We start from the raw sequence: 26,021 nt of genomic DNA on the forward strand, positions 1-26,021 counted from the left end.
ATGACGTACGCAGTGGAGTTTGACAACGTCTCGCGGTTGTACGGTGACGTGCGCGCAGTAGATGGCGTCAGTATTGCGATAAAAGATGGTGAGTTCTTCTCTATGCTGGGGCCGTCCGGCTCCGGCAAAACCACCTGCCTGCGCCTGATTGCTGGCTTCGAACAGCTTTCCGGCGGGGCTATCTCTATCTTTGGTAAACCCGCCAGCAATCTGCCACCGTGGGAGCGGGACGTGAATACTGTCTTTCAGGACTACGCGCTATTTCCGCATATGTCGATTCTTGACAACGTCGCCTATGGGCTGATGGTCAAAGGCGTGAATAAAAAGCAGCGGCACGCAATGGCGCAAGAGGCGCTGGAGAAAGTGGCGTTGGGGTTTGTACAGCAACGTAAACCGTCACAACTTTCTGGTGGTCAGCGCCAGCGGGTTGCTATCGCCAGAGCATTGGTGAATGAACCGCGCGTATTGCTGTTGGATGAACCGCTCGGCGCACTGGATCTCAAATTGCGTGAGCAGATGCAGCTGGAACTGAAAAAACTGCAACAGTCTCTCGGTATCACTTTTATCTTCGTTACCCACGATCAGGGCGAAGCGTTATCGATGTCCGATCGTGTGGCGGTTTTCAATAATGGACGCATTGAGCAGGTCGATTCCCCGCGCGATCTCTATATGCGCCCGCGCACGCCGTTTGTTGCCGGATTCGTTGGGACATCGAATGTTTTTGATGGACTGATGGCAGAGAAACTTTGTGGCATGACGGGAAGCTTCGCACTACGACCGGAACATATCCGTCTCAACACCCCAGGTGAACTGCAGGCCAATGGCACGATCCAGGCGGTGCAATATCAGGGCGCGGCAACTCGTTTTGAACTGAAATTGAACGGCGGTGAAAAACTGCTGGTGAGTCAGGCCAATATGACAGGCGAAGAACTGCCTGCCACGCTCACGCCCGGACAACAGGTGATGGTTTCCTGGTCGCGTGATGTGATGGTGCCGCTGGTTGAGGAGAGGTGAATGGCGATGAACGTATTGCAATCACCTTCACGTCCAGGTCTGGGTAAGGTGTCCGGTTTCTTCTGGCGGAATCCGGGGCTGGGGCTGTTTTTGCTGCTGCTTGGCCCGCTAATGTGGTTTGGCATTGTCTATTTCGGCTCGCTGCTAACGCTGTTATGGCAGGGCTTTTATACCTTTGACGATTTCACCATGTCGGTAACGCCGGAACTGACGCTGGCGAACATCCGTGCGCTGTTTAATCCGGCAAATTACGACATCATTCTCCGCACGCTGACTATGGCTGTGGCAGTCACTATCGCCAGCGCCATTCTGGCTTTTCCAATGGCGTGGTATATGGCGCGCTATACCAGCGGAAAAATGAAAGCGTTTTTTTATATCGCGGTAATGTTGCCGATGTGGGCGAGCTACATTGTTAAAGCCTATGCCTGGACGTTATTGCTGGCAAAAGATGGCGTGGCTCAGTGGTTTTTACAACATCTGGGGCTGGAACCACTGCTGACTGCGTTCCTTACATTACCTGCGGTGGGCGGCAATACGCTGTCAACTTCCGGGCTGGGGCGCTTTCTGGTGTTTCTCTATATCTGGCTGCCGTTCATGATCCTGCCCGTGCAGGCGGCGCTTGAGCGTTTGCCGCCGTCATTGTTGCAGGCGTCAGCTGATCTCGGCGCACGTCCACGACAAACCTTTCGCTATGTGGTGCTGCCGCTGGCGATCCCGGGTATTGCCGCTGGCTCTATCTTTACCTTCTCACTCACACTGGGTGATTTTATCGTCCCGCAACTGGTTGGCCCTCCAGGATATTTTATCGGCAATATGGTTTATTCCCAGCAGGGGGCGATTGGCAATATGCCGATGGCGGCGGCATTCACCCTGGTGCCGATTGTTCTCATCGCACTGTACCTGGCGTTCGTGAAACGTCTGGGAGCGTTCGATGCACTCTGAACGCGCACCGTTTTTCCTCAAACTGGCGGCCTGGGGCGGCGTAGTTTTCCTACATTTTCCTATCCTGATTATCGCCGCCTATGCGTTTAACACTGAAGATGCGGCGTTTAGTTTTCCACCGCAAGGCCTGACGCTGCGCTGGTTTAGCGTGGCAGCACAGCGTAGTGATATTCTTGATGCCGTGACACTGTCACTTAAAGTGGCGGCGCTGGCGACATTAATCGCGCTGGTGTTAGGGACGCTTGCAGCTGCCGCGCTGTGGCGACGAGACTTTTTCGGCAAAAACGCCATTTCGCTGTTACTGCTGCTGCCCATTGCGCTGCCGGGCATTGTCACTGGTCTGGCGCTATTAACCGCTTTTAAAACCATCAATCTGGAGCCGGGATTTTTCACCATCGTGGTCGGCCATGCGACTTTTTGCGTAGTGGTGGTGTTTAACAATGTCATCGCCCGTTTTCGCCGCACCTCGTGGAGTCTGGTTGAGGCGTCAATGGATCTTGGGGCCAATGGCTGGCAAACCTTCCGCTACGTAGTGTTGCCGAATCTCAGTTCGGCGTTACTGGCAGGAGGAATGCTGGCGTTTGCCTTGTCGTTCGATGAAATCATCGTTACGACCTTTACGGCAGGTCATGAACGAACGTTACCGTTGTGGTTGCTCAATCAGCTTGGGCGACCGCGTGATGTACCGGTAACTAACGTGGTGGCACTGCTGGTTATGTTGGTAACAACCTTGCCGATCCTGGGGGCCTGGTGGCTAACCCGCGAAGGCGACAATGGTCAATAACCACTGATACAGGAATATGCTATGCAACATAAGTTACTGATTAACGGAGAACTGGTTAGCGGCGAAGGGGAAAAACAGCCTGTCTATAATCCGGCAACGGGGGACGTTTTACTGGAGATTGCCGAGGCATCCGCAGAGCAGGTCGATGCTGCTGTGCGCGCGGCAGATGCAGCATTTGCCGAATGGGGGCAAACCACGCCGAAAGTGCGTGCGGAATGTCTGCTGAAACTGGCTGATGTTATCGAAGAAAATGGTCAGGTTTTTGCCGAACTGGAGTCCCGTAATTGTGGCAAACCGCTGCATAGTGCGTTCAATGATGAAATCCCGGCGATTGTCGATGTTTTTCGCTTTTTCGCGGGTGCGGCGCGCTGTCTGAATGGTCTGGCGGCAGGTGAATATCTTGAAGGTCATACTTCGATGATCCGTCGCGATCCGTTGGGGGTCGTGGCTTCTATCGCACCGTGGAATTATCCGCTGATGATGGCAGCGTGGAAACTGGCTCCGGCGCTGGCGGCAGGGAACTGCGTAGTGCTTAAACCATCAGAAATTACCCCGCTGACCGCGTTGAAGTTGGCAGAGCTGGCGAAAGATATCTTCCCGGCAGGCGTGATTAACGTACTGTTTGGCAGAGGCAAAACGGTGGGCGATCCGCTGACCGGACATCCTAAAGTGCGGATGGTGTCGCTGACGGGCTCTATCGCCACCGGCGAGCACATCATCAGCCATACCGCGCCGTCCATTAAGCGTACTCATATGGAACTTGGTGGCAAAGCGCCAGTGATTGTTTTTGATGATGCGGATATTGAAGCAGTGGTCGAAGGTGTACGTACATTTGGCTATTACAATGCTGGACAGGATTGTACTGCGGCTTGTCGGATCTACGCGCAAAAAGGCATTTACGATACGCTGGTGGAAAAACTGGGTGCTGCGGTGGCAACGTTAAAATCTGGTGCGCCGGATGACGAGTCTACGGAGCTTGGACCTTTAAGCTCGCTGGCGCATCTCGAACGCGTCAGCAAGGCAGTAGAAGAGGCGAAAGCGACAGGGCACATCAAAGTGATCACTGGCGGTGAAAAGCGCAAGGGTAATGGCTATTACTATGCGCCGACGCTGCTGGCTGGCGCATTACAGGACGATGCCATCGTGCAAAAAGAGGTATTTGGTCCAGTAGTGAGTGTTACGCTCTTCGACAACGAAGAACAGGTGGTGAACTGGGCGAATGACAGCCAGTACGGACTTGCATCTTCGGTATGGACGAAAGATGTGGGCAGGGCGCATCGCGTCAGTGCACGGCTGCAATATGGTTGTACCTGGGTCAATACCCATTTCATGCTGGTAAGTGAAATGCCGCACGGTGGGCAGAAACTTTCTGGTTACGGCAAGGATATGTCACTTTATGGGCTGGAGGATTACACCGTCGTCCGCCACGTCATGGTTAAACATTAAGGATAATATTGCAGATCGTAAGAGTATGAGATGATCTTACGTACTGTCAGAGCACTGATTTCTCTGACAGTACGTGCTGCGTGCAAAATCACTACATCAAATAAACCAGCCAAATCTCATAGAGATAAGAGTAAACAAACCAACAGCAGCAAAGACATTTATCAGTACTACAGTTCTACTGGAAACATTCATTTTTGCCACCTTTTATCATTGCCCCTATGTGTATAGTACGGGTTAAGAAAATCCGCAATAATACTCATTCTGAAGATGGATAAGGGCAAGTTGCTGTTTGATGTTTTTTTCTCAAACCGGTTAAAAAACTTGATGCACGTCAAAAAATGACGCATATTTGCGCGCGTTTTATTCATCTGGCTGGACGCCCGTACATGTCTCTCTATCAACATATGCTTGTTTTTTATGCGGTTATGGCAGCAATCTCATTTCTTATCACCTGGTTTCTTTCTCACGATAAGAAACGCATCCGTTTCTTAAGCGCCTTTCTGGTGGGGGCAACATGGCCGATGAGTTTCCCGGTGGCGCTGTTGTTTTCACTGTTTTAAATCTTACTCACTGGCTTGACGGCACCACGCAGACTTATATCATTTGGATGAATCGATAAATTTCACAAGTGGCTAAGGAGAAAGTATGTCGCATCTGGATGAAGTCATCGCGCGCGTGGATGCCGCGATTGAAGAGAGCGTCATTGCCCATATGAACGAATTATTAATCGCCCTGAGCGATGACGCGGAGTTAAGTCGGGAAGATCGCTACACCCAGCAGCAACGTCTGCGCACAGCGATCGCCCATCACGGTCGCAAGCATAAAGAAGATATGGAAGCGCGCCACGAACAGTTAACCAAAGGCGGCACCATCCTGTGATTAAAATGAGCGTCTGGCCACCAACCAGGCGCCAACCACAAGTAAAATTGCGCCACAAATTGGGCCGAACAACGCCCGTAGTGGTACGCCATGACTGCGGAAGATATCCAGCACCAGACCGCCAATCAGCTGGCTGGCGACCAGTACTGCAATAGTTGTCGCCGCTCCCACATTCTGATATCCGCTGATACTGGCGAAGACAAAAAACGATCCCAGCAAGCCAGGTATAAGTGTCCACCAGCGCACGCTGGACACCAGTTCGCCAAACCCCGCCATACCTTGTTTAAACCATAAAATAGAAACAAAGAGCACAATCCCCACCAGTGAGTTCAGCAACATGGCGATGAGAATGGTAGAGGAGGTCTGGGTGATGCGCACCATCAGCGTGTTCTGGACTACCAGACCAATTCCGGCGGCAATCAAAAAGGCAAGGGTGAGCGACTGATTCATCCAATCGCGTCCGGTTCAGTGCGTTCGTCGAGTTGCAACTGCATAAATGTCAGATCCAGCCAGCGCCCAAATTTAGTGCCCACCTGCGGCATTTGTGCGGTGACGACAAATCCCAGCGACTGGTGCAGATGCAGCGAGGCCTGATTTTGCGATTCGATCCCGGCGACCATGACATGCTTCCCGCAATCTCGCGCTTCATCAATCAATCGGCTTAACAATTTACGCCCCAGACCTTTGCCCTGATGATCGGGATGGACATAAACCGAATGTTCCACGGTATGGCGAAAACCATCGAAACTACGCCAGTCGCCAAATGAGGCATATCCCGTCACTACGCCATCTTCTTCACTTACCAGCACCGGATAACCTGCTATGGTCCGCGCTTCAAACCAGGCAATGCGGTTATCTGCATCCACCGTTTGGTCATTCCAGATAGCCGCCGTATACAACACGGCGTGGTTATAAATTTCCGCAATGGCAGCACAGTCGGCTTTGCGGGCAAAACGGATGGACATGTCTGGCCTCAATAAAATAATGATGATGATGTTATCAATACTATCGAAAACAGCCCGAAGCAACGGATTCCTCGATGAAATTATTGCGTGTTGCAGAGGGGGTGTGACGGCTGCAAACAAAACCAATCCTGCGAGCCTGCTACTATTGATGGATTCATGCCAAAAGCACAGGAGAGCATTATGGGGCAACAAAAGCAGCGTAATCGACGTTGGGTTCTGGCCTCGCGTCCACATGGCGCACCGGTTCCGGAGAATTTCCGTCTTGAAGAAGATGATGTCGCCACACCGGGTGAAGGACAGGTGTTACTGCGCACAGTTTATTTGTCCCTGGACCCGTATATGCGTGGACGTATGAGCGATGAGCCATCTTATTCACCGCCGGTTGATATTGGCGGCGTGATGGTCGGCGGTACGGTGAGCCGTGTCGTGGAGTCGAATCATCCTGATTATCAGTCTGGCGACTGGGTGCTGGGCTACAGTGGATGGCAAGACTATGACATATCCAGTGGTGATGATCTGGTGAAACTTGGCGATCATCCGCAAAATCCATCGTGGTCGCTGGGTGTGCTAGGGATGCCAGGCTTTACCGCTTATATGGGCCTACTGGATATCGGTCAGCCTAAAGAGGGCGAAACGTTGGTGGTAGCTGCGGCGACAGGACCAGTGGGGGCGACGGTGGGGCAAATCGGCAAACTTAAAGGTTGCAGAGTGGTGGGGGTAGCCGGTGGCGCGGAAAAATGCCGCCATGCTACCGAGGTGTTAGGCTTCGATGTTTGCCTTGATCACCACGCGGACGATTTTGCCGAACAACTGGCGAAAGCGTGCCCAAAAGGTATTGATATCTATTATGAAAACGTGGGCGGTAAGGTATTTGATGCTGTGCTACCATTACTTAATACATCTGCGCGCATTCCCGTTTGTGGCTTAGTGAGCAGCTATAACGCTACAGAGCTACCACCCGGTCCGGATCGTTTACCCCTGTTGATGGCAACGGTGCTGAAAAAACGTATTCGCTTGCAAGGGTTTATTATCGCTCAGGATTATGGTCACCGCATCCATGAGTTTCAGAAGGAGATGGGGCAATGGGTGAAAGAGGATAAAATCCACTACCGCGAAGAAATTACTGACGGTTTAGAGAATGCGCCACAGACGTTTATCGGCCTGCTGAAGGGTAAAAACTTCGGCAAAGTGGTGATCCGCGTGGCGGGTGATGATTAAAGTTTCAACGGCGGCGTAAGCCGCCATAAAAATCCAGGCAAAAAGCTTATTTTCAGCTTTAATTAACTAACCACATCATTGTTCTGCTGCTAATAACAACAAAGGTGAGTGGTTTATGATTATTCACTTTAATACACCAGGTGAATTCCTTCTGCCATGCAGGCAGGGTTGGACAGAAAACACGCGAAGGAATTAAAATGCCTGGAACGGAAAAAATGAAACATGTCAGTTTGACTCTGCAGGTTGAGAACGACCTGAAACATCAGCTTAGTATTGGCGCACTAAAACCTGGCGCACGCCTGATTACTAAAAATCTGGCGGAGCAATTAGGTATGAGTATTACACCTGTGCGTGAAGCATTATTACGTCTGGTTTCGGTGAATGCGCTTTCTGTCGCACCAGCGCAAGCATTTACAGTTCCGGAAGTGGGGAAACGTCAATTAGACGAAATCAATCGGATCCGCTACGAACTGGAATTAATGGCAGTTGCTCTGGCTGTTGAAAACCTCACCCCGCAAGACCTGGCGGAACTCCAGGAATTGCTCGAGAAATTACAGCAGGCGCAAGAAAAGGGCGACATGGAACAAATCATTAATGTAAACAGGCTATTTCGCTTAGCGATTTATCATCGCTCAAATATGCCCATCCTGTGTGAGATGATTGAGCAACTGTGGGTCAGGATGGGACCTGGTTTACATTATCTCTATGAAGCGATTAATCCAGCGGAATTACGGGAGCATATAGAAAACTATCATCTGTTACTCGCTGCGTTAAAAGCAAAAGACAAAGAGGGATGCAGACATTGTCTTGCTGAAATTATGCAACAAAATATTGCTATTTTATACCAGCAATACAATCGTTAAAGTAAATGCCCGGCAAATACCGGGCATCAAGGTAATTACTCAAATCGCCATGCGATATTCACGCCGACACCATAATTTCGTCCGGGCGCAGGTTCGTAATATCGCCCGTTTGACTCATTGACAATGACAGAACCAACGTATTCTTTATCGAATAAATTATCGACACGACCAAATAAATCCACAGTTAAATTGTGGTAATTGTATTTATACCCGGTGAATAAGCCGACGAGAGTATAAGACGGCGCTTTGGCCGTATTTTCATCATCTGCCATAATATCGCCCATATAACGCGCTTCCGTGCCTGCATACCAGCCATCTTCCGGTACATAACCTATCGACGCAAAGCCCATATTACGGGCGATCCCTGGCATCCGATTACCGTTACAATCCTGTTCATTGCAAACATTGCTGCGATAGGTCGCATCAAGCCAGGTCCAGGACGCGTTTACGCGAAAATCTCCCGCGAAACGTTGATCCCATGCCAGTTCAGCGCCTTGACGACGGGTCTTTCCAGCATTTTTGTAAGTCGTACGCCCACCGCTACTGCTATCGACAACAATTTCATCATCGGTGTCGGTCTGGAACAATGCGAGACTAAGCAGCCCATCACCAATACGCGTTTTACTGCCGATCTCAATTGTATCGTTGGTGGATGGTTTTAAACCAAAGTTCATACCGCTTTGCCCATCAGCGCGATAAGACAGCTCATTAATCGTCGGCGTTTCAAAACCACGCCCGGCTGCCAGATAGATATTCCAGGCATCGGTCATTGCATATTTTAACGATCCGGCTGGTAGCCATTTGTGATAACTGGCATCACCGCTGTCATCGCCGTTACCCGGAGTAATGTAATGGTCGTTGGAATCAAACCACACGGAGCTGTAGCGCACGCCAGCATCCAGCGACAGTTTTTCGCTCAGCTGCCACTGCGTCTGTAAATAGGGATCGATGTTCCACATCAGATTGCGTTCGTCGCGACGCAACTCACCTTTTTGCCCGTACTCCGGCATGCCGCTATTCAGGCGGAAGTTATTGTAGCCCTTGCGGTTTTCACTCATGTTTTCGTAGTTCAGGCCGGTAGTGAACGTGACCGGAACGCCCAGTTCACCACGGTGTGTCCAGCGGCTGTCTATTCCCTGGTAATGGCGTTGCAGGGTAATCACGCCGCCCGCATGTGACGGGTTAAGTTGTGGTGCCATGGGTATTGACTGGTACTGGGTCGTTTCTCGCTCTCCGGCATACATCATCACACTCATATCATCCCGCGAACTCAGGCTACGTTCATAGCGCAACCCAGCCTGAGTTTGCTTGATGGTTTTTCGCGTGTCGTACTGTTCTGCACGAGGCGCTTGTTGTGGATTCGCCTTCCATTCTGCTTTGGTTAGCCCACCTGGGTCATCTGCTTTGATATCCACACTATTGAAAATCAGGCTTAATTTGCTGGCTTCATCAATGCGTACGCCCAGTTTGGCATTGGCTAAATTTTTCTGTGCGCCACTATGGTCACGATAGCCGTGGGTCGTAAAACGCGTGGTTGAGACGGTGTAATCAACATCGCCGGACTGTGTGCCGTCTCCCGTTGCGCCCGTTGCTTTCAGCCCATAGCGCCAGCTGCCAAAACTGCCGTAGTAACTACTGGCTTCAATGGTTGGTGGCTGTTGTCCGGTCTGGGTGGTGACATTCGTTACACCGCCAGACGCGTTGCCATACAGGGCAGAGAAGGGGCCACGCAGCACTTCCACATTTTGCACACTGCTTAAATCGATGTTGGATGTTTGCCCTTGCCCGTCGGGCATGGTGGCGGGAATACCGTCCACATACAGGCGAATACCGCGAATTCCGTAAGTGGAACGGGAGCCAAATCCGCGAATCGACAGCTGTAAATCTTGCGCATAGTTCTGCCGGTTTTGTACCTGTAAACCAGGCACGCCGGTCAGTGATTCGGACAAGTTAATGCGCGGTGTTGCCAGGCGCATCTCCTCGCCATCCACCACGCTTACTGCTGCAGGGGTATCCAGTTCTGAAACCACCTGCGGCGCGGCACTGACAATCATGGTCTGTTCATCAGCGGCAAAAACAACGGGGGAAAGGACAAGCAGTGCGGGCAAAACGGTCTGTCGGACGGAAAAAATCTTCATGAAAAAAGCCAGGTTAAGAATGGGAAAACGCCGTCATGGTAATGAAATTGTAAATTTATGGAAAATGAAACGGCACAATACGTTAAGTAATTGAGAAAATTGTAGTCGTAACGGCAAGAAATGCTCCACATTTGAGAAAATAATGATTACCATTCCCATTTATAACAAGAGCGTAACGATGATTACGCTTAGCGAAGCATTGTGAAGCAGCAAAAATATCGGTTCATCAAAGGGAGTCGTCATGCATTTACGTCATCTGTTTTCATTGCGCCTGCGTGGTTCATTACTGTTAGGTTCATTGCTTGTTGCTTCATCATTCAGTACGCAGGCCGCAGAAGAAATGCTGCGTAAAGCGGTAGGTAAAGGTGCCTACGAAATGGCTTATAGCCAGCAAGAAAACGCGCTGTGGCTCGCCACTTCGCAAAGCCGCAAACTGGATAAAGGTGGCGTGGTTTATCGTCTTGATCCGGTCACTCTGGAAGTGACGCAGGCGATCCATAACGATCTCAAGCCGTTTGGTGCCACCATCAATAACACGACTCAGACGTTGTGGTTTGGTAACACCGTAAACAGCGCGGTCACGGCGATAGATGCCAAAACGGGCGAAGTGAAAGGCCGTCTGGTGCTGGATGATCGTAAGCGCACGGAAGAGGTGCGCCCGCTGCAACCGCGTGAGCTGGTAGCTGATGATGCCACGAACACCGTTTACATCAGTGGTATTGGTAAAGAGAGCGTGATTTGGGTCGTTGATGGCGAGAATATCAAACTGAAAACCGCCATCCAGAACACCGGTAAAATGAGTACCGGTCTGGCGCTGGATAGCAAAGGCAAACGTCTTTACACCACTAACGCTGACGGCGAATTGATTACCATCGACACCGCCGACAATAAAATCCTCAGCCGTAAAAAGCTGCTGGATGACGGCAAAGAGCACTTCTTTATCAACATTAGCCTTGATACCGCCAGGCAGCGTGCATTTATCACCGATTCTAAAGCCGCAGAAGTGTTAGTGGTCGATACCCGTAATGGCAATATTCTGGCGAAGGTTGCGGCACCGGAATCACTGGCTGTGCTGTTTAACCCTGCGCGTAATGAAGCCTACGTGACGCATCGTCAGGCAGGTAAAGTCAGTGTGATTGACGCGAAAAGCTATAAAGTGATGAAAACGTTCGATACGCCGACTCATCCAAACAGCCTGGCGCTGTCTGCCGATGGCAAAACGCTGTATGTCAGTGTGAAACAAAAATCCACTAAACAGCAGGAAGCTACCCAGCCAGACGATGTGATTCGTATTGCGCTGTAATAGATATGGCGAGGGTGAAAACGGAGAGACTTGCCTGACTTTTATCACGCCGCATGCGGCACCTTCGTCAGTAATCTAAATTTGCCCGGCACGTAGCCGGGCAATTTTGCAATTAACTCGCCGTTTCAGGCTTAAACACAATTTCCTGTTTTTCTTCATCTTCCTCGACGACTGGCGCAGTGCTGTGAATTTCAGCAACGCGTTTGCGCACACCAAACCAGCCTATAACCAGCAGAATACCGATAATCGGCAGCGCCGCGATAGTATAAGTCCCGTTCGGGTAATCGAACGCCATCAGCACAAGGACACTCAGTAAAAACAGTAATGTCAGCCAGGAAGTGAAGGGCGCGCCAGGCAGTTTAAAACTGACATCCGCTGCTTTGCCTTCTTTAATCGCTTTACGCAGGCGCATCTGGCACACGATGATAAACGCCCATGAAGCGATGATTCCCAGCGACGCGAAGTTCAACACAATCTCAAATACGCGCGACGGCACCAGATAGTTGAGGAATACGCCGACGACATACACAACCAGTGTCGCCAGAATCCCGGCATACGGCACATGCTGACGACTCATTTTCGCCATAAAACTCGGTGCGGAACCGCCCATCGCCATTGAGCGCAGAATACGTCCGGTGCAGTACAGACCTGAATTCAGGCTGGAGAGGGCAGCGGTCAGCACCACAATGTTCATAATGCTGCCGATATATGGCACACCCAGTTTAGAGAAAAACGTCACGAACGGACTTTGCCCCGCCTGATACGCGCTCCACGGCAATAACATAACCAGCAACACCACGGAGCCGACGTAAAACAGGCCAATACGCCAAATCACACTGTTAATCGCTTTAGGCACCATGGTCTGCGGATCTTTACATTCTCCGGCAGCTGTACCCACCATTTCAATGGAGGCAAAAGCAAACACTACGCCCTGAATCAACACCAGCGCAGGCAGCAAGCCGTGGGGGAAGAAGCCGCCATTATCGGTGATTAAATGAAAGCCAGTGGTGTTGCCATCCAGCGGCTGACCACTACCGAGGAACACTGTACCCACGACCAAAAAGGTCACAATGGCGAGCACTTTAATAAGCGCAAACCAGAACTCCATCTCCGCAAACCATTTCACACCGATCATATTCATGGTGCCAACGATGGTAAGTGCAGCGAGCGCAAAGACCCACTGCGGCACGCCGCCAAACGCACCCCAGTAATGCATATACAGAGCGACGGCGGTAATATCAACAATCCCCGTCATCGCCCAGTTGATGAAGTACATCCAGCCAGCAACATAAGCGGCTTTCTCACCCAAAAACTCACGGGCATAAGAGACAAAACTGCCACTGGAAGGGCGGTGTAGCACCAGCTCACCCAATGCACGCAGAATAAAAAACGAAAACAAGCCACAAATTAAATAAACCAGTGCCAGTGCTGGACCCGCCATTTGCAGTCGGGCTCCTGCACCTAAAAACAAGCCGGTGCCAATCGCGCCGCCAATGGCGATCATCTGTACCTGGCGATTGCCCATCGCTTTGTGATACCCCTCTTCGTGGGCATTAAGCCAGCGGCGTTTCGCGGCGTGTTGATCTGAAGTGTCGGTGTCGTGTTTACTCATTGCTCTCCCTGATTGCTTTAATGAAAAAGTCATATAAGTTGCCATGAACAATGTTTATTCATCCTGGCGATGATAGTTATCACCATTATTCTTTATGGGTATAAAACTATCGGCGCAGCATCCTACCCGTTATCGATAAACGATGCAAAACATCCCCTTACAATCCTGAAGGGGAATAATACAACTGACGAAAAAATGACAAATCCTTTTGCTGGTTAACCTGTGTACTGTCCTACACTTAATCTTTAAAAGATTGTGAGGGGCATATGATTAAGGTGTATGGCGTACCCGGATGGGGCTCTACAATCAGTGAGCTGATGCTAACACTGGCTGATATTCCTTATCAGTTCGTTGATGTCAGTGGTTTTGACCACGAGGGAACTTCACGCGAGTTATTGAAAACCCTGAACCCGTTGTGTCAGGTTCCGACACTGGCTCTGGAAAATGACGAGATTATGACGGAGACAGCGGCGATTGCATTGATGGTTCTCGAGCGTCGCCCGGACCTTGCGCCACCGGTTGGGCGCGCCGAACGTCAGCAGTTTCAACGGCTATTGGTCTGGCTGGTTGCTAATGTCTATCCAACATTCACTTTCGCTGATTACCCTGAGCGTTGGGCTCCTGACGCACCCGAACAGTTAAAGAAGAATGTTATTGAATATCGTAAATCGCTTTATATCTGGCTGAATTCACAATTGACCCCTGAACCTTATGCGTTTGGTGAGCAACTAACGCTGGTGGACTGTTATCTTTGCACTATGCGCACATGGGGGCCTGGGCATGAATGGTTTCAGGATAATGCCACGAATATCAGTGCGATTGCTGATGCTGTATGTCAGTTACCGAAATTACAAGAAGTATTAAAAAGGAATGTCATTATTTGAGTGGGATACCAGAAGATTATGTTATTTATTATTCAGTAACTTTATCCACAATGATGGGCGTAATTAATTAGATTCATGTTATGTTTTTTAATTTATATCACTCTCCCTTTCATTCAGCTTGTCTATTTCATTTCCTCTGAAAAGAAACTAACTATTCACATTGTGAAGATGTTTCACTTGTTATCACAGGCATTCTATAATCTCAAAATGTTTTTAATGATGGATATGCTCGGAGTTGGAGATACAATTAATATTAATACAAATAAAAATATCCGGCAGGTATGCTAAAAGGATAAATGGCGTTCTCTGTATTTATTCGCAATTATCTGTAGGACAAATATGGAGAGCTTGATGAGTCAGAGCTAAAACAGCAATTGATTAATAAACATGTTGATTTATTCAAGAAAATGGATGTATTTTAAATATTGATTCTTAATATAACCTAATCAATAGATTATCACGTGAGAGCTGCACATTATTGGAGGGGCAGGGGAAAACACCATTTTGGGAACAATGCATCAGGTACTCTTACCACTGAAGCAAGATCATCCGGGCACCAGGTGGTGGTGCAGTGCTTTGGAAATGGTCCCCTCGGGGGAGTTGTCATTATTTTCTATGCTATTTGCTTATGATATTCATCAGGTGAATTTAATAAATTCCTAATTTGAAATATCCACTATTAAGCCAGTGTTTAACGACGTTAAGATGGCAATGTGCAGATCATGTTATCAGGGTGGGGCGGTAGCGTATATTCCTTATACAAATCATCATTCATTTCAATGATTGTTATTAAATTATTTATTGTTGTGAATAAAAAGACATTATGAATATTGGTTTGACTTTGCATATCAGGTTTTTTATTACTCGCTGTAATGTACGAGCCTGTCGTGAATAACGTCGAGAACCCATCCGTTGCGTTTGTGATTATTTTGTTGACTAAACAGACACCCGTTTCTCTGAAGTAAAATCCCAGACTAAATCATCACATAACCATGACATTTTTCTGATATTCCCCGGTAACGCCAGATGTCGACTCGCTTATCTCATCCGCCCGACATGTTGTACATGCAATATGTGCGGATTATTATTCATTTTCACGGAGGTTGCTATGTCAACCGGATTACGTTTCACGCTGGAAGTGGACGGCCTGCCACCGGATGCTTTTGCGGTGGTTTCCTTTCATCTCACCCAGTCACTCTCTTCACTTTTTTCCCTCGACCTTTCTCTGGTCAGTCAGCAGTTTCTTTCCCTTGAATTTGCGCAGGTGCTGGACAAAATGGCCTACCTGACGGTATGGCAGGGCGATGACGTACAGCGCCGGGTGAAAGGTGTGGTGACCTGGTTTGAACTGGGGGAGAACGACAAAAACCAGATGCTGTACAGCATGAAGGTGTGCCCACCGCTGTGGCGCACAGGGCTGCGCCAGAACTTCCGTATCTTCCAGAATGAGGACATCGAAAGCATCCTCGGCACGATATTGCAGGAAAACGGGGTGACCGAGTGGAGCCCGCTGTTCAGCGAGCCACATCCTTCCCGTGAGTTTTGTGTCCAGTACGGTGAGACTGATTACGATTTCCTGTGCCGGATGGCGGCGGAGGAAGGCATCTTCTTTTATGAGGAGCACGCGCAAAAAAGTACCGACCAGAGCCTGGTCCTGTGCGATACCGTGCGTTATCTGCCGGAGTCCTTTGAGATCCCCTGGAATCCGAACACCCGTACCGAGGTGAGCACCCTCTGCATCAGCCAGTTTCGCTACAGCGCACAAATCCGCCCTTCTTCCGTGGTGACCAAAGACTACACCTTTAAACGACCCGGCTGGGCAGGGCGTTTTGATCAGGAAGGCCAGTACCAGGATTACCAGCGCACACAGTATGAAGTGTATGACTACCCCGGACGTTTCAAGGGTGCCCACGGGCAGAACTTTGCCCGCTGGCAGATGGATGGCTGGCGCAACAACGCAGAAGTGGCGCGCGGAACAAGCCGTTCGCCGGAGATATGGCCGGGACGGCGAATTGTGCTGACGGGGCATCCGCAGGCGAACCTGAACCGGGAATGGCAGGTGGTGGCGAGTGATCTTCACGGCGAACAGCCGCAGGCGGTACCGGGACGCAGGGGTTCAGGCACCACGCTGGATAACCATTTTGCGGTAATACCGGCAGACAGAACATGGCGACCACAGCCGTTGCTGAAACCGCTGGTGGACGGCCCGCAGAGCGCCGTCGTGACGGGACCGGCAGGCGAGGAAATCTTCTGTGATGAACATGGCCGCGTGCGGGTGAAATTTAACTGGGACCGTTATAACCCGTCAAACCAGGACAGTTCATGCTGGATCCGTGTGGCACAGGCGTGGGCAGGCACCGGATTCGGTAACCTTGCGATACCGCGCGTGGGTCAGGAGGTGATTGTGGACTTCCTCAACGGCGATCCGGACCAGCCGATCATTATGGGGCGCACCTACCACCAGGAAAACCGCACACCCGGCAGCCTGCCGGGAACAAAGACGCAGATGACCATTCGTTCGAAAACCTATAAGGGCAGCGGGTTTAATGAACTGAAGTTTGACGATGCGACAGGGAAAGAACAGGTCTACATCCACGCGCAGAAGAACATGAACACCGAGGTGCTGAATAACCGCACCACGGATGTGATAAATAACCATGCTGAGACCATCGGCAACAATCAGATAATTGCGGTTACCAACAATCAGATACAGACGGTGGGCGTTAACCAGATAGAGACGGTGGGCAGTAACCAGATCATTAACGTGGGTTCTGTTCAGGTGGAAACGATTGGACTTGTTCGTGCGCTGACCGTGGGCGTGGCGTATCAGACGACGGTAGGTGGCATTATGAACACCTCGGTGGCTCTGATGCAGTCCTCGCAGATCGGTTTGCATAAATCGTTGAGGGTCGGGCTGGGTTATGACGTCAAAGTCGGAAATAACGTTACCTTCACCGTTGGTAAAACGAAAAAGGATGATACCGGGCAGACCGCGATTTACTCCGCCGGTGAGCATCTGGAGCTCTGCTGTGGTAAGGCAAGGCTGGTGCTGACGAAGGACGGACAAATTTTTCTCAACGGCACAAAAATTCATTTGCAGGGTAAGGAGCAGGTTAATGGTGACTCACTGTTGATTAACTGGAACTGTGCAGCCTCGAAATCCCCACCGAAGACCCCTGATGAAAAGCAGGATACGCCGGATATGAGAGAGTACTGATCCCGTACCTGTTCGGTATTCAGTAACAAACAAGCATTAAAAATAAACAGAAGAAGGAATTGAATCATGAGCGGAAAACCAGCGGCGCGTCAGGGAGATATGACCCAGTATGGCGGTCCCATTGTCCAGGGTTCGGCAGGTGTAAGAATTGGCGCGCCAACTGGCGTGGCGTGCTCGGTGTGTCCGGGCGGGATGACTTCGGGCAACCCGGTAAATCCGCTGCTGGGGGCGAAGGTGCTGCCCGGCGAGACGGACCTTGCGCTGCCCGGCCCGCTGCCGTTCATTCTCTCCCGCACCTACAGCAGCTACCGGACCCGGACGCCTGCACCGGTGGGCGTTTTCGGCCCCGGCTGGAAAGCGCCTTCTGATATCCGCTTACAGCTACGTGATGACGGACTGATACTCAACGACAACGGCGGGCGGAGCATTCACTTTGAGCCGCTGCTGCCGGGGGAGGCGGTGTACAGCCGCAGCGAGTCAATGTGGCTGGTGCGCGGTGGTAAGGCAACGCAGCCGGACGGCCATACGCTGGCACGGCTGTGGGCGTCGCTGCCGCCGGATATCCGGTTAAGCCCGCATCTTTACCTGGCGACCAACAGCGCACAGGGGCCGTGGTGGATACTGGGGTGGTCTGAGCGGGTGCCGGGTGCTGAGGACGTACTGCCAGCGCCTCTGCCGCCGTACCGGGTGCTTACCGGGATGGCGGACCGCTTCGGGCGGACGCTGACGTACCGGCGTGAGGCCGCCGGTGACCTGGCCGGGGGAATCACCGGCGTGACGGACGGTGCCGGGCGGGAGTTCCGTCTGGTGCTGACCACGCAGGCGCAGCGGGCGGAAGAGGCCCGCACCTCTTCGCTATCTTCTTCTGACCGTTCCCGCCCTCTCTCAGCCTCAGCGTTCCCCGACACACTGCCCGGTACCGAATACGGCCCCGACAGGGGCATCCGCCTTTCGGCGGTGTGGCTGATGCACGACCCGGCATACCCGGAGAGCCTGCCCGGTGCGCCACTGGTGCGGTACACGTATACGGAAGCCGGTGAACTGCTGGCGGTATATGACCGCAGCAATACGCAGGTGCGCGCTTTCACGTATGACGCGCAGCACCCGGGCCGGATGGTGGGGCACCGTTATGCGGGAAGGCCGGAGATGCGCTACCGCTACGACGATACCGGGCGGGTGGTGGAGCAGCTTAACCCGGCAGGCCTGAGTTACCGCTACCAGTATGAGCAGGACCGCATCACCGTCACGGACAGCCTGAACCGGCGTGAGGTGCTGCATACAGAAGGCGGGGCCGGGCTGAAGCGGGTGGTGAAAAAAGAACTGGCGGACGGCAGCGTCACGCACAGCGGGTATGACGCGGCAGGAAGGCTCACGGCGCAGACGGACGCGGCGGGACGGCGGACAGAGTACGGTCTGAATGTGGTATCCGGCGATATCACGGATATCACCACGCCGGACGGGCGGGAGACGAAATTTTACTATAACGACGGGAACCAGTTAACGGCAGTGGTGTACCCGGACGGGCTGGAGAGCCGCCGGGCGTATGATGAGCGGGACAGGCTGGTATCGGAGACATCGCGCAGTGGGGACGTCATCCGGTATGCTTATGATAATCCGCACAGTGAATTACCGGCCACGACAACAGATGCGACGGGCAGCACCCGGCAGATGACGTGGAGCCGCTACGGGCAGTTGCTGGCGTTCACCGACTGCTCGGGCTACCAGACCCGCTATGAATACGACCGCTTCGGCCAGATGACGGCGGTCCACCGCGAGGAAGGCATCAGCCTTTACCGCCGCTATGACAACCGTGGCCGGTTAACCTCGGTGAAAGACGCACAGGGCCGTGAAACGCGGTATGAATACAACGCCGCAGGCGACCTGACTGCCGTTATCACCCCGGACGGCAACCGGAGCGAGACACAGTACGATGCGTGGGGAAAGGCGGTCAGCACCACGCAGGGCGGGCTGACGCGCAGTATGGAGTACGATGCTGCCGGACGTGTCATCAGCCTGACCAACGAGAACGGCAGTCACAGCGACTTCAGCTACGATGCGCTGGACCGCCTGGTACAGCAGGGCGGCTTTGACGGGCGGACGCAGCGTTATCATTATGACCTGACCGGAAAACTCACACAGAGTGAGGATGAGGGACTTGTCACCCTCTGGCACTACGACGAATCGGACCGTATCACTCACCGCACGGTGAACGGTGAACCGGCAGAGCAGTGGCAGTATGACGGCCACGGCTGGCTGACAGACATCAGCCACCTGAGCGAAGGCCATCAGGTGGCGGTGCATTACGGTTATGATGATAAGGGCCGCCTGGCCGGCGAACGCCAGACGGTGCATAACCCGGAGACGGGGGAACTGCTGTGGCAGCATGAGACAGAGCACGCATACAACGAACAGGGTCTGGCAAACCGCGTCACGCCGGACAGCCTGCCGCGGGTGGAGTGGCTGACGTATGGCAGCGGTTACCTGGCGGGAATGAAGCTGGGCGGGACGCCGCTGCTGGAGTTCACGCGCGACCGCCTGCACCGGGAGACGGTGCGCAGCTTCGGCAATAATGCATATGAACTGACCAGCACTTACACCCCCGCAGGCCAGTTACAGAGCCAGCACCTGAACAGCCTGGTGTATGACCGTGACTACGGGTGGAATGACAACGGCGACCTGGTGCGCATCAGCGGCCCGCGACAGACGCGGGAATACGGCTACAGTGCCACGGGCAGGCTGGAGAGCGTGCGCACCCTCGCACCGGACCTGGACATCCGCATCCCGTATGCCACCGACCCGGCGGGCAACCGCCTGCCGGACCCGGAGCTGCATCCTGACAGCACGCTCACGGTGTGGCCGGATAACCGCATCACCGAAGACGCGCACTACCTGTACCGCTACGATGAGTACGGCAGGCTGACGGAGAAGACGGACCGCATCCCGGCAGGGGTTATCCGGACGGACGACGAGCGGACCCACCACTACCACTACGACAGTCAGCACCGCCTGGTGTTTTATACTCGGATACAGCATGGTGAGCCACTGGTCGAGAGCCGCTACCTCTGTGACCCGCTGGGACGGCGAATGGCAAAACGGGTCTGGCGGCGGGAGCGTGACCTGACGGGGTGGATGTCGCTGTCGCGTAAACCGGAGGAGACATGGTACGGATGGGACGGCGACAGGCTGACGACGGTGCAGACTGACACCACACGTATCCAGACGGTATACGAGCCGGGAAGCTTCACGCCGCTCATCCGGGTCGAGACAGAGAACGGCGAACGGAAAAAAGCGCAGCGCCGCAGCCTGGCGGAGAAGCTGCAGCAGGAAGGGAGCGAGGACGGGCACGGCGTGGTATTTCCGGCTGAACTGGTGCGGCTGCTGGACAGGCTGGAGGAAGAAATCCGGGCAGACCGCGTGAGCAGTGAAAGCCGGGCGTGGCTTGCGCAGTGCGGGCTGACGGTGGAGCAACTGGCCAGACAGGTGGAGCCGGAATACACACCGGCGCGAAAAGTTCATCTTTATCACTGCGACCACCGGGGCCTGCCGCTGGCGCTCATCAGCGAAGACGGCAATACTGCGTGGAGCGGGGAGTATGATGAATGGGGCAACCAGCTTAATGAGGAGAACCCGCATCATGTGTATCAGCCATACCGCCTGCCGGGGCAGCAGTATGATGAGGAGTCGGGGCTGTACTATAACCGCAACCGGTACTATGATCCGTTGCAGGGGAGGTATATTACCCAGGATCCGATTGGGCCGGTGGGGGGGTGGAATCCCTATAGTTATGTGCTTAATAATCCAGCCCAGTTTATTGCCCCAACAGGTTTAACTCAAGAGGACAATTGGACCTATGGTGAGGTAGGTAATAGCTGTGTTACGAGTCAACGCGATTTTACTCCCCCGCCCGGACTTGCGGATATGAAAGCCAGCATTGGCGCTGCCTGCTCAAGAAACAATGCTTCCAGAAACTGCCACCCCGTAGATGGTAGTAATGCTTCTGCACCATCGGATAAAGCCGCATGGGAAAATATTCAAAATGCGACAAATGGTAAAGATTTATCTGGTGGTGGAAATATGTTTTGTGTAGGAAATGAGGACTGTGCGGTTGTTCATAGCTGTCGTGAAATAGTTAATGCTCGACACCCGGCAGGACGAGTGCGTGAACGTGTAACTCCGTTAACAACGTCAGGAACAGCAACGCTCAATGGAACAACAGTTTACTTTTATAATGATCCCCGGAATGGTAATTGTCCTGCTCACGAATATATTCCTCAATAAAGAAAGGTGGCCAGACTAAGCTCTAGCCACCTTTTTTGGAGATCCTTTTCATGAAAAGGTTTTTTATAACATGTTGCGTTATGACATTATTTTTATTTGTTAAATGTAAAGCAGCGTGTGTAACTTCCTTATATGAGGTTCAGCAATCGCTCTTTACATACATTTATTTGATTAGACAAGACCCTGTTCATTTTGATTCATATATTAAGAATGTGCATAACGAATTAAAAATATTCCATGATATTGATAAAGCCATGAATATAGCCTCAGATATGGTCAAAATTATTGATATAAAGACCCGTTTATCATTTAATAATGATTTATATATATTACAAGGGGAGCGACAGTATGCAATAGTTAAGAGTGAAGGGGAAAGTAGTCAATTAAAATCATCAGCATTTATCATATCTAATTACCCACCATTTAAAAACAAAGTTCTGTTAATTTTATCCGCTACTAGTCCCGTTCAGTTGGTTATATTGTCTTTTGATCAATGTCTTAATGTGGAGGTGTTATTTGATTCAATGTCTCCAGTTTTCGCTAAGTATAGAGAAGATATTAGTGCAACATTACCATTATGGAAGGTTATTTTGACAAAAAATGATATAGAATTATATGAGTACCATAGAACAAATCCATACTCACTTAACAAATTATTGAGCATGTCAAAATAACGGTCAAGTATTCAACGTTGTAATATTATTCCTTTTGCTGAGTGTCTCGAACGGCTAAAGTTGACGTAAAATGCCACGTTTTGTGGGCAAACCGAATCGGTTAAAAAGCATGGTCCGGGAAAAGCTAAACATCAGCGCTATCGGTGCAGGGAAAGATCATCAGAAGTTCACTTTTTGTACTAAATAATTCGCATTTTATGTTTAAAAATTGAGATATTCCTCATTACCTAAAGCTGTTTTTTATTGCTTATACATGATCAAATACTCCTTACATAATTAAGGAGAACAAAATGGAACTTAAAAAATTGATGGAACATATTTCTATTATCCCCGATTACAGACAAGCCTGGAAAGTGGAACATAAATTATCGGATATTCTACTGTTGACTATTTGTGCCGTTATTTCGGGTGCGGAAGGTTGGGAAGATATAGAGGATTTTGGGGAAACACATCTCGATTTTTTAAAACAATACGGTAATTTTGAAAATGGTATTCCTGTTCACGATACCATCGCCAGAGTTGTATCCTGTATCAGTCCTGCAAAATTTCACGAGTACTTTATTAACTGGATGCGTGACTGCCATTCTTCAGATGATAAAGACGTCATTGCAATTGATGGAAAAACGCTCCGGCACTCTTATGACAAGAGTCGCCGCAGGGGAGCGATTCATGTCATTAGTGCGTTCTCAACAATGCACAGTCTGGTCATCGGACAGATCAGGACGGATGAGAAATCCAATGAAATTACAGCTATCCCTGAACTTCTTAACATGCTGGATATTAAAGGAAAAATCATCACAACTGATGCGATGGGTTGCCAGAAAGATATTGCAGAGAAGATACAAAAACAGGGAGGTGATTATTTATTCGCGGTAAAAGGAAACCAGGGGCGGCTAAATAAAGCCTTTGAGGAAAAATTTCCGCTGAAAGAATTAAATAATCCAGAGTATGACAGTTACGCAATCAGTGAAAAGAGTCACGGCAGAGAAGAAATCCGTCTTCATATTGTTTGCGATGTCCCTGATGAACTTATTGATTTCACGTTTGAATGGAAAGGGCTGAAGAAATTATGCGTGGCAGTCTCCTTTCGGTCCATAATAGCAGAACAAAAGAAAGAGCCAAAAATGACGGTCAGATATTATATCAGTTCTGCTGATTTAACCGCAGAGAAGTTCGCCACAGCAATCCGAAACCACTGGCACGTGGAGAATAAGCTGCACTGGCGTCTGGACGTGGTAATGAATGAAGACGACTGCAAAATAAGAAGAGGAAATGCAGTAGAATTATTTTCAGGGATACGGCACATTGCTATTAATATTTTGACGAATGATAAGGTATTCAAGGCAGGGTTAAGACGTAAGATGCGAAAAGCAGCCATGGACAGAAACTATCTGGCGTCAGTCCTTGCGGGGAGCGGGCTTTCGTAATCTTGCCCTGGGCTGGCGACCCGTCAGGAGCCGGACGGTCTGCCGCCGGTGGAGTGGCTGACGTATGGCAGCGGTTATCTTGCGGGGATGAAGCTGGGCGGAACGCCGCTGGTCGAGTACACGCGGGACCGGCTGCACCGTGAGATGGCCCGCAGCTTCGGCGGGGAGGCATATGAACTTGCCACCGCCTGGAATACCAGCGGCCAGCTCCAGAGCAGGCACCTGAACCTTCCGCAGCTTGACCGTGACTACGACTGGAACGACAACGGACAGCTAATCCGCATCAGCGGCCCGCAGGAGAGCCGGGAGTACCGTTACAGTGACACGGGAAGGCTGACGGGCGTCCACACCACGGCGGCGAACCTGGATATCGATATCCCGTATGCAACAGACCCGGCGGGAAACCGGCTGCCGGACCCGGAACTGCACCCGGACAGTACCTTCACGGCGTGGCCGGATAACCGCATCGCGGAAGATGCGCACTATGTCTATCGCTACGATGAATACGGCAGGCTGGCGGAGAAGACGGACCGTATCCCGGAAGGGGTTATCCGGATGCACGACGAGCGCACCCACCACTATCACTACGACAGCCAGCACCGGCTGGTGTTCTACACGCGGATACAGCATGGCGAGCCACTGGTCGAGAGCCGCTACCTCTACGACCCGCTGGGACGGCGAATGGCAAAACGGGTGTGGCGTCGCGGGCGTGACCTGACGGGATGGATGTCGCTGTCGCGTAAACCGGAGGAGACATGGTACGGGTGGGACGGCGACAGGCTGACGACGGTGCAGACTGACACCACACGTATCCAGACGGTATACGAGCCGGGAAGCTTCACGCCGCTCATCCGGGTCGAGACAGAGAACGGCGAGCGGGAGAAAGCGCAGCGCCGCAGCCTGGCGGAGAAGATGCAGCAGGAAGGGAGCGAGGACGGGCACGGCGTGGTATTTCCGGCTGAACTGGTGCGGCTGCTGGACAGACTGGAGGAAGAAATCCGGGCAGACCGCGTGAGCAGTGCAAGCCGGGCGTGGCTTGCGCAGTGCGGGCTGACGGTGGAGCAACTGGCCAGACAGGTGGAGCCGGAATACACACCGGCGCGAAAAGTTCATTTTTACCACTGCGACCACCGGGGCCTGCCGCTGGCGCTCATCAGCGAAGACGGCAATACTGCGTGAAGCGGGGAGTATGATGAGTGGGGAAACCTGCTGAATGAGGAAAACCCGCATCACCTGCACCAGCCGTACCGTCTGCCAGGGCAGCAACACGATGAGGAGTCGGGGCTGTATTATAACCGTCACCGGTACTACGATCCGTTGCAGGGGCGGTATATCATCCAGGACCCGATTGGGCTGAAGGGGGGATGGAATCTGTACCAATATCCGCTGAATCCAGTGCAACACGTTGATCCATTAGGGCTTAGTACTATGATAATAGGTAACGGCCCCGTTCCTGATAATCCTTTTGGGCATGCTGCGGCGGCAAATCGATATGGATTAATGAGTTCGGGAACTGGGGATGAGATGGGAGCCTCTGTCTCTGATTATTTTAAAAAGATACAATCCCGCAGAGATACCTGGATTTGGATAATAGATACAACAGATGAAGAAGAACAATGTATGATGAATAAGGCAATAGACCTTAATAAAAAACTAAAAACTATTAACCTCGGGCCTCTTCCTGTTTTAAATAATTGTTTTAGCCGAACGAACATGATTTTTGAGGCGTGCGGGTTTAACAACCCCTCTATGAATACAAATGCGCCTATAAGCCTACAAGTGCTCGGTGAGCTTTATGGATATCAAAGATATATTATGCCTAAAGGTCCTTTCACTGGATTCCCATTTGAATTTCAAGAGGTAAAGTAAATGGAAATGCTTGGGAAGATATTAGTGATAATTATTTCCATGATAATTATATCTTGTGATTATTATAATGCTGGCATGGACTATCAAGATAATATAGCCCTCGAGCAAGTCGTAACATGGGATTCTGATAATATATTCACACCTAATATCTTTGAACATAATGGAAGATGTTTTATGAAGAAAAATGAAACATGGATGTTATTAAATGGAGATGCAACACCAAACATTAGAACAATGAGCAATAAGAAAATAGAATGCCTGGAGAAGAGTGAAGTAGAATGGGCTAGTAGGGTTTGCGACAGTATCACAGACAAGGAAAGGGAAAATCTGAAGGCATTAATATGTAGCAAACCAGCTAAATCAGTTAATACAGGCAAAAGACCAGCGTTAGGATATTGAAACCGGCACTGCACTCTATCACTATTACAATATTCTGAGTGACTAGAGCAACTGCTCCGCCATCCGGGCTAGCAGTATGACGACGAATCCGAACTGCACTACAACTGGC

22 protein-coding genes and 2 pseudogenes are annotated in these 26,021 nt (G+C 51.2%); 19 read left to right on the top strand and 5 right to left on the bottom strand.

What is annotated here, in order from left to right:
* The 4 genes from HUZ68_RS11010 to patD are packed head-to-tail and all read left to right on the top strand — an operon-like array spanning position 1 to position 4,186.
* Positions 1-1,014, top strand: a complete 1,014-nt coding sequence (locus tag HUZ68_RS11010) for an ABC transporter ATP-binding protein (protein ID WP_000220411.1) — start codon at positions 1-3, stop codon at positions 1,012-1,014.
* Complete coding sequence (locus tag HUZ68_RS11015) at positions 1,015-1,956, top strand: ABC transporter permease (RefSeq protein WP_001251315.1); 942 nt, start codon at positions 1,015-1,017, stop codon at positions 1,954-1,956.
* Positions 1,946-2,740 carry an ABC transporter permease gene (locus HUZ68_RS11020; RefSeq protein ID WP_000555458.1) on the top strand — a complete coding sequence of 265 codons (795 nt, stop codon included), beginning with the start codon at positions 1,946-1,948 and terminating at the stop codon, positions 2,738-2,740. The genes HUZ68_RS11015 and HUZ68_RS11020 overlap by 11 nt, the downstream gene beginning before the upstream one ends.
* Before the next feature lie 21 nt (positions 2,741-2,761).
* The gene (gene patD / locus HUZ68_RS11025; protein ID WP_001163882.1) at positions 2,762-4,186 is read left to right on the top strand and encodes an aminobutyraldehyde dehydrogenase; all 1,425 of its coding nucleotides are present in this window, start codon (positions 2,762-2,764) and stop codon (positions 4,184-4,186) included.
* A 96-nt stretch (positions 4,187-4,282) separates the two neighbouring features.
* Here the strand turns inward: patD and yncL are convergent, their stop codons facing one another.
* Positions 4,283-4,378: a stress response membrane protein YncL gene (gene yncL, locus HUZ68_RS11030; protein ID WP_001303494.1), complete on the bottom strand. Its 96-nt coding sequence runs from the start codon at positions 4,376-4,378 to the stop codon at positions 4,283-4,285.
* A 194-nt stretch (positions 4,379-4,572) separates the two neighbouring features.
* On the opposite strand from yncL, the gene ortT reads away from it, so the two are divergent.
* Positions 4,573-4,746, top strand: a complete 174-nt coding sequence (ortT, locus tag HUZ68_RS11035) for an orphan toxin OrtT (protein ID WP_001595729.1) — start codon at positions 4,573-4,575, stop codon at positions 4,744-4,746.
* 85 nt (positions 4,747-4,831) lie between these two features.
* Entirely contained in the window at positions 4,832-5,065 is a 234-nt protein-coding gene (ydcY, locus tag HUZ68_RS11040; RefSeq protein ID WP_000018633.1) for a DUF2526 family protein YdcY, read from the top strand.
* Here the strand turns inward: ydcY and HUZ68_RS11045 are convergent, their stop codons facing one another.
* On the bottom strand, positions 5,066-5,515 hold the full coding sequence (locus HUZ68_RS11045) for a DMT family transporter (RefSeq protein WP_001076539.1): 450 nt from the start codon (positions 5,513-5,515) through the stop codon (positions 5,066-5,068).
* Positions 5,512-6,030: a GNAT family N-acetyltransferase gene (locus tag HUZ68_RS11050; protein WP_000027563.1), complete on the bottom strand. Its 519-nt coding sequence runs from the start codon at positions 6,028-6,030 to the stop codon at positions 5,512-5,514. The genes HUZ68_RS11045 and HUZ68_RS11050 overlap by 4 nt, the downstream gene beginning before the upstream one ends.
* 180 nt (positions 6,031-6,210) lie before the next feature.
* On the opposite strand from HUZ68_RS11050, the gene curA reads away from it, so the two are divergent.
* Together curA and mcbR are read left to right on the top strand one after the other, a co-directional pair.
* Positions 6,211-7,248 carry an NADPH-dependent curcumin/dihydrocurcumin reductase gene (gene curA / locus HUZ68_RS11055; protein WP_021574594.1) on the top strand — a complete coding sequence of 346 codons (1,038 nt, stop codon included), beginning with the start codon at positions 6,211-6,213 and terminating at the stop codon, positions 7,246-7,248.
* 197 nt (positions 7,249-7,445) lie between these two features.
* Entirely contained in the window at positions 7,446-8,111 is a 666-nt protein-coding gene (mcbR, locus tag HUZ68_RS11060) for a colanic acid/biofilm transcriptional regulator McbR (protein WP_001302140.1), read from the top strand.
* 35 nt (positions 8,112-8,146) lie between these two features.
* On the opposite strand, the gene pqqU is transcribed toward mcbR, so the two are convergent.
* The gene (pqqU, locus tag HUZ68_RS11065; protein WP_033815237.1) at positions 8,147-10,249 is read right to left on the bottom strand and encodes a TonB-dependent receptor PqqU; all 2,103 of its coding nucleotides are present in this window, start codon (positions 10,247-10,249) and stop codon (positions 8,147-8,149) included.
* Between the two features lie 241 nt (positions 10,250-10,490).
* Here pqqU and yncE point away from each other — a divergent pair, with 241 nt between their 5' ends.
* Positions 10,491-11,552 carry a 7-bladed beta-propeller protein YncE gene (gene yncE, locus HUZ68_RS11070; protein WP_028132423.1) on the top strand — a complete coding sequence of 354 codons (1,062 nt, stop codon included), beginning with the start codon at positions 10,491-10,493 and terminating at the stop codon, positions 11,550-11,552.
* 112 nt (positions 11,553-11,664) lie between these two features.
* Here the strand turns inward: yncE and ansP are convergent, their stop codons facing one another.
* Positions 11,665-13,164, bottom strand: a complete 1,500-nt coding sequence (gene ansP, locus HUZ68_RS11075) for an L-asparagine permease (protein ID WP_001300590.1) — start codon at positions 13,162-13,164, stop codon at positions 11,665-11,667.
* Positions 13,165-13,430: 266 nt separating this feature from the next.
* On the opposite strand from ansP, the gene HUZ68_RS11080 reads away from it, so the two are divergent.
* From HUZ68_RS11080 to HUZ68_RS11125, 10 genes and pseudogenes are all read left to right on the top strand, one after another.
* Positions 13,431-14,048 (top strand): glutathione S-transferase family protein, encoded by a 618-nt coding sequence (locus HUZ68_RS11080; RefSeq protein ID WP_028132424.1) that lies wholly within the window; start codon positions 13,431-13,433, stop codon positions 14,046-14,048.
* Between the two features lie 75 nt (positions 14,049-14,123).
* Entirely contained in the window at positions 14,124-14,336 is a 213-nt protein-coding gene (locus tag HUZ68_RS11085) for a YncH family protein (RefSeq protein WP_001312904.1), read from the top strand.
* 820 nt (positions 14,337-15,156) lie between these two features.
* Positions 15,157-17,265: a type VI secretion system Vgr family protein gene (locus tag HUZ68_RS11090; RefSeq protein ID WP_231206946.1), complete on the top strand. Its 2,109-nt coding sequence runs from the start codon at positions 15,157-15,159 to the stop codon at positions 17,263-17,265.
* A gap of 66 nt (positions 17,266-17,331) precedes the next feature.
* The gene (locus HUZ68_RS11095) at positions 17,332-21,543 is read left to right on the top strand and encodes an RHS element core protein (RefSeq protein ID WP_239594194.1); all 4,212 of its coding nucleotides are present in this window, start codon (positions 17,332-17,334) and stop codon (positions 21,541-21,543) included.
* Positions 21,544-21,623: 80 nt separating this feature from the next.
* The gene (locus HUZ68_RS11100) at positions 21,624-22,217 is read left to right on the top strand and encodes a hypothetical protein (protein WP_223718882.1); all 594 of its coding nucleotides are present in this window, start codon (positions 21,624-21,626) and stop codon (positions 22,215-22,217) included.
* 41 nt (positions 22,218-22,258) lie between these two features.
* Positions 22,259-22,397: pseudogene (locus HUZ68_RS11105) on the top strand (IS1 family transposase); the annotation flags it as partial.
* A gap of 110 nt (positions 22,398-22,507) precedes the next feature.
* The gene (locus HUZ68_RS11110; protein WP_137563588.1) at positions 22,508-23,644 is read left to right on the top strand and encodes an ISAs1 family transposase; all 1,137 of its coding nucleotides are present in this window, start codon (positions 22,508-22,510) and stop codon (positions 23,642-23,644) included.
* A gap of 9 nt (positions 23,645-23,653) precedes the next feature.
* Positions 23,654-25,066: pseudogene (locus tag HUZ68_RS11115) on the top strand (RHS repeat-associated core domain-containing protein); the annotation flags it as partial.
* A gap of 6 nt (positions 25,067-25,072) precedes the next feature.
* Complete coding sequence (locus HUZ68_RS11120; protein ID WP_223718857.1) at positions 25,073-25,513, top strand: hypothetical protein; 441 nt, start codon at positions 25,073-25,075, stop codon at positions 25,511-25,513.
* Positions 25,514-25,912 carry a hypothetical protein gene (locus HUZ68_RS11125; protein WP_000425544.1) on the top strand — a complete coding sequence of 133 codons (399 nt, stop codon included), beginning with the start codon at positions 25,514-25,516 and terminating at the stop codon, positions 25,910-25,912.
* Positions 25,913-26,021 lie beyond the last annotated feature (109 nt).

It is taken from the genome of Shigella dysenteriae, assembly GCF_022354085.1.
GTDB lineage: Bacteria > Pseudomonadota > Gammaproteobacteria > Enterobacterales > Enterobacteriaceae > Escherichia > Escherichia coli.

Excerpts from the sequence above, each read along its gene's own strand:
- HUZ68_RS11095 (WP_239594194.1), top strand. The coding sequence starts at position 17,332 with ATGAGCGGAAAACCAGCGGCGCGTCAGGGAGATATGACCCAGTATGGC.
- HUZ68_RS11090 (WP_231206946.1), top strand. The coding sequence starts at position 15,157 with ATGTCAACCGGATTACGTTTCACGCTGGAAGTGGACGGCCTGCCACCG.
- HUZ68_RS11050 (WP_000027563.1), bottom strand. The coding sequence starts at position 6,030 with ATGTCCATCCGTTTTGCCCGCAAAGCCGACTGTGCTGCCATTGCGGAA.
- pqqU (WP_033815237.1), bottom strand. The coding sequence starts at position 10,249 with ATGAAGATTTTTTCCGTCCGACAGACCGTTTTGCCCGCACTGCTTGTC.
- ydcY (WP_000018633.1), top strand. The coding sequence starts at position 4,832 with ATGTCGCATCTGGATGAAGTCATCGCGCGCGTGGATGCCGCGATTGAA.
- HUZ68_RS11045 (WP_001076539.1), bottom strand. The coding sequence starts at position 5,515 with ATGAATCAGTCGCTCACCCTTGCCTTTTTGATTGCCGCCGGAATTGGT.
- HUZ68_RS11100 (WP_223718882.1), top strand. The coding sequence starts at position 21,624 with ATGACATTATTTTTATTTGTTAAATGTAAAGCAGCGTGTGTAACTTCC.
- HUZ68_RS11110 (WP_137563588.1), top strand. The coding sequence starts at position 22,508 with ATGGAACTTAAAAAATTGATGGAACATATTTCTATTATCCCCGATTAC.
- HUZ68_RS11085 (WP_001312904.1), top strand. The coding sequence starts at position 14,124 with ATGTTATGTTTTTTAATTTATATCACTCTCCCTTTCATTCAGCTTGTC.
- curA (WP_021574594.1), top strand. The coding sequence starts at position 6,211 with ATGGGGCAACAAAAGCAGCGTAATCGACGTTGGGTTCTGGCCTCGCGT.
- ansP (WP_001300590.1), bottom strand. The coding sequence starts at position 13,164 with ATGAGTAAACACGACACCGACACTTCAGATCAACACGCCGCGAAACGC.
- HUZ68_RS11010 (WP_000220411.1), top strand. The coding sequence starts at position 1 with ATGACGTACGCAGTGGAGTTTGACAACGTCTCGCGGTTGTACGGTGAC.
- HUZ68_RS11120 (WP_223718857.1), top strand. The coding sequence starts at position 25,073 with ATGATAATAGGTAACGGCCCCGTTCCTGATAATCCTTTTGGGCATGCT.
- HUZ68_RS11125 (WP_000425544.1), top strand. The coding sequence starts at position 25,514 with ATGGAAATGCTTGGGAAGATATTAGTGATAATTATTTCCATGATAATT.
- yncL (WP_001303494.1), bottom strand. The coding sequence starts at position 4,378 with ATGAATGTTTCCAGTAGAACTGTAGTACTGATAAATGTCTTTGCTGCT.
- ortT (WP_001595729.1), top strand. The coding sequence starts at position 4,573 with ATGTCTCTCTATCAACATATGCTTGTTTTTTATGCGGTTATGGCAGCA.
- HUZ68_RS11015 (WP_001251315.1), top strand. The coding sequence starts at position 1,015 with ATGGCGATGAACGTATTGCAATCACCTTCACGTCCAGGTCTGGGTAAG.
- yncE (WP_028132423.1), top strand. The coding sequence starts at position 10,491 with ATGCATTTACGTCATCTGTTTTCATTGCGCCTGCGTGGTTCATTACTG.
- HUZ68_RS11080 (WP_028132424.1), top strand. The coding sequence starts at position 13,431 with ATGATTAAGGTGTATGGCGTACCCGGATGGGGCTCTACAATCAGTGAG.
- patD (WP_001163882.1), top strand. The coding sequence starts at position 2,762 with ATGCAACATAAGTTACTGATTAACGGAGAACTGGTTAGCGGCGAAGGG.
- mcbR (WP_001302140.1), top strand. The coding sequence starts at position 7,446 with ATGCCTGGAACGGAAAAAATGAAACATGTCAGTTTGACTCTGCAGGTT.
- HUZ68_RS11020 (WP_000555458.1), top strand. The coding sequence starts at position 1,946 with ATGCACTCTGAACGCGCACCGTTTTTCCTCAAACTGGCGGCCTGGGGC.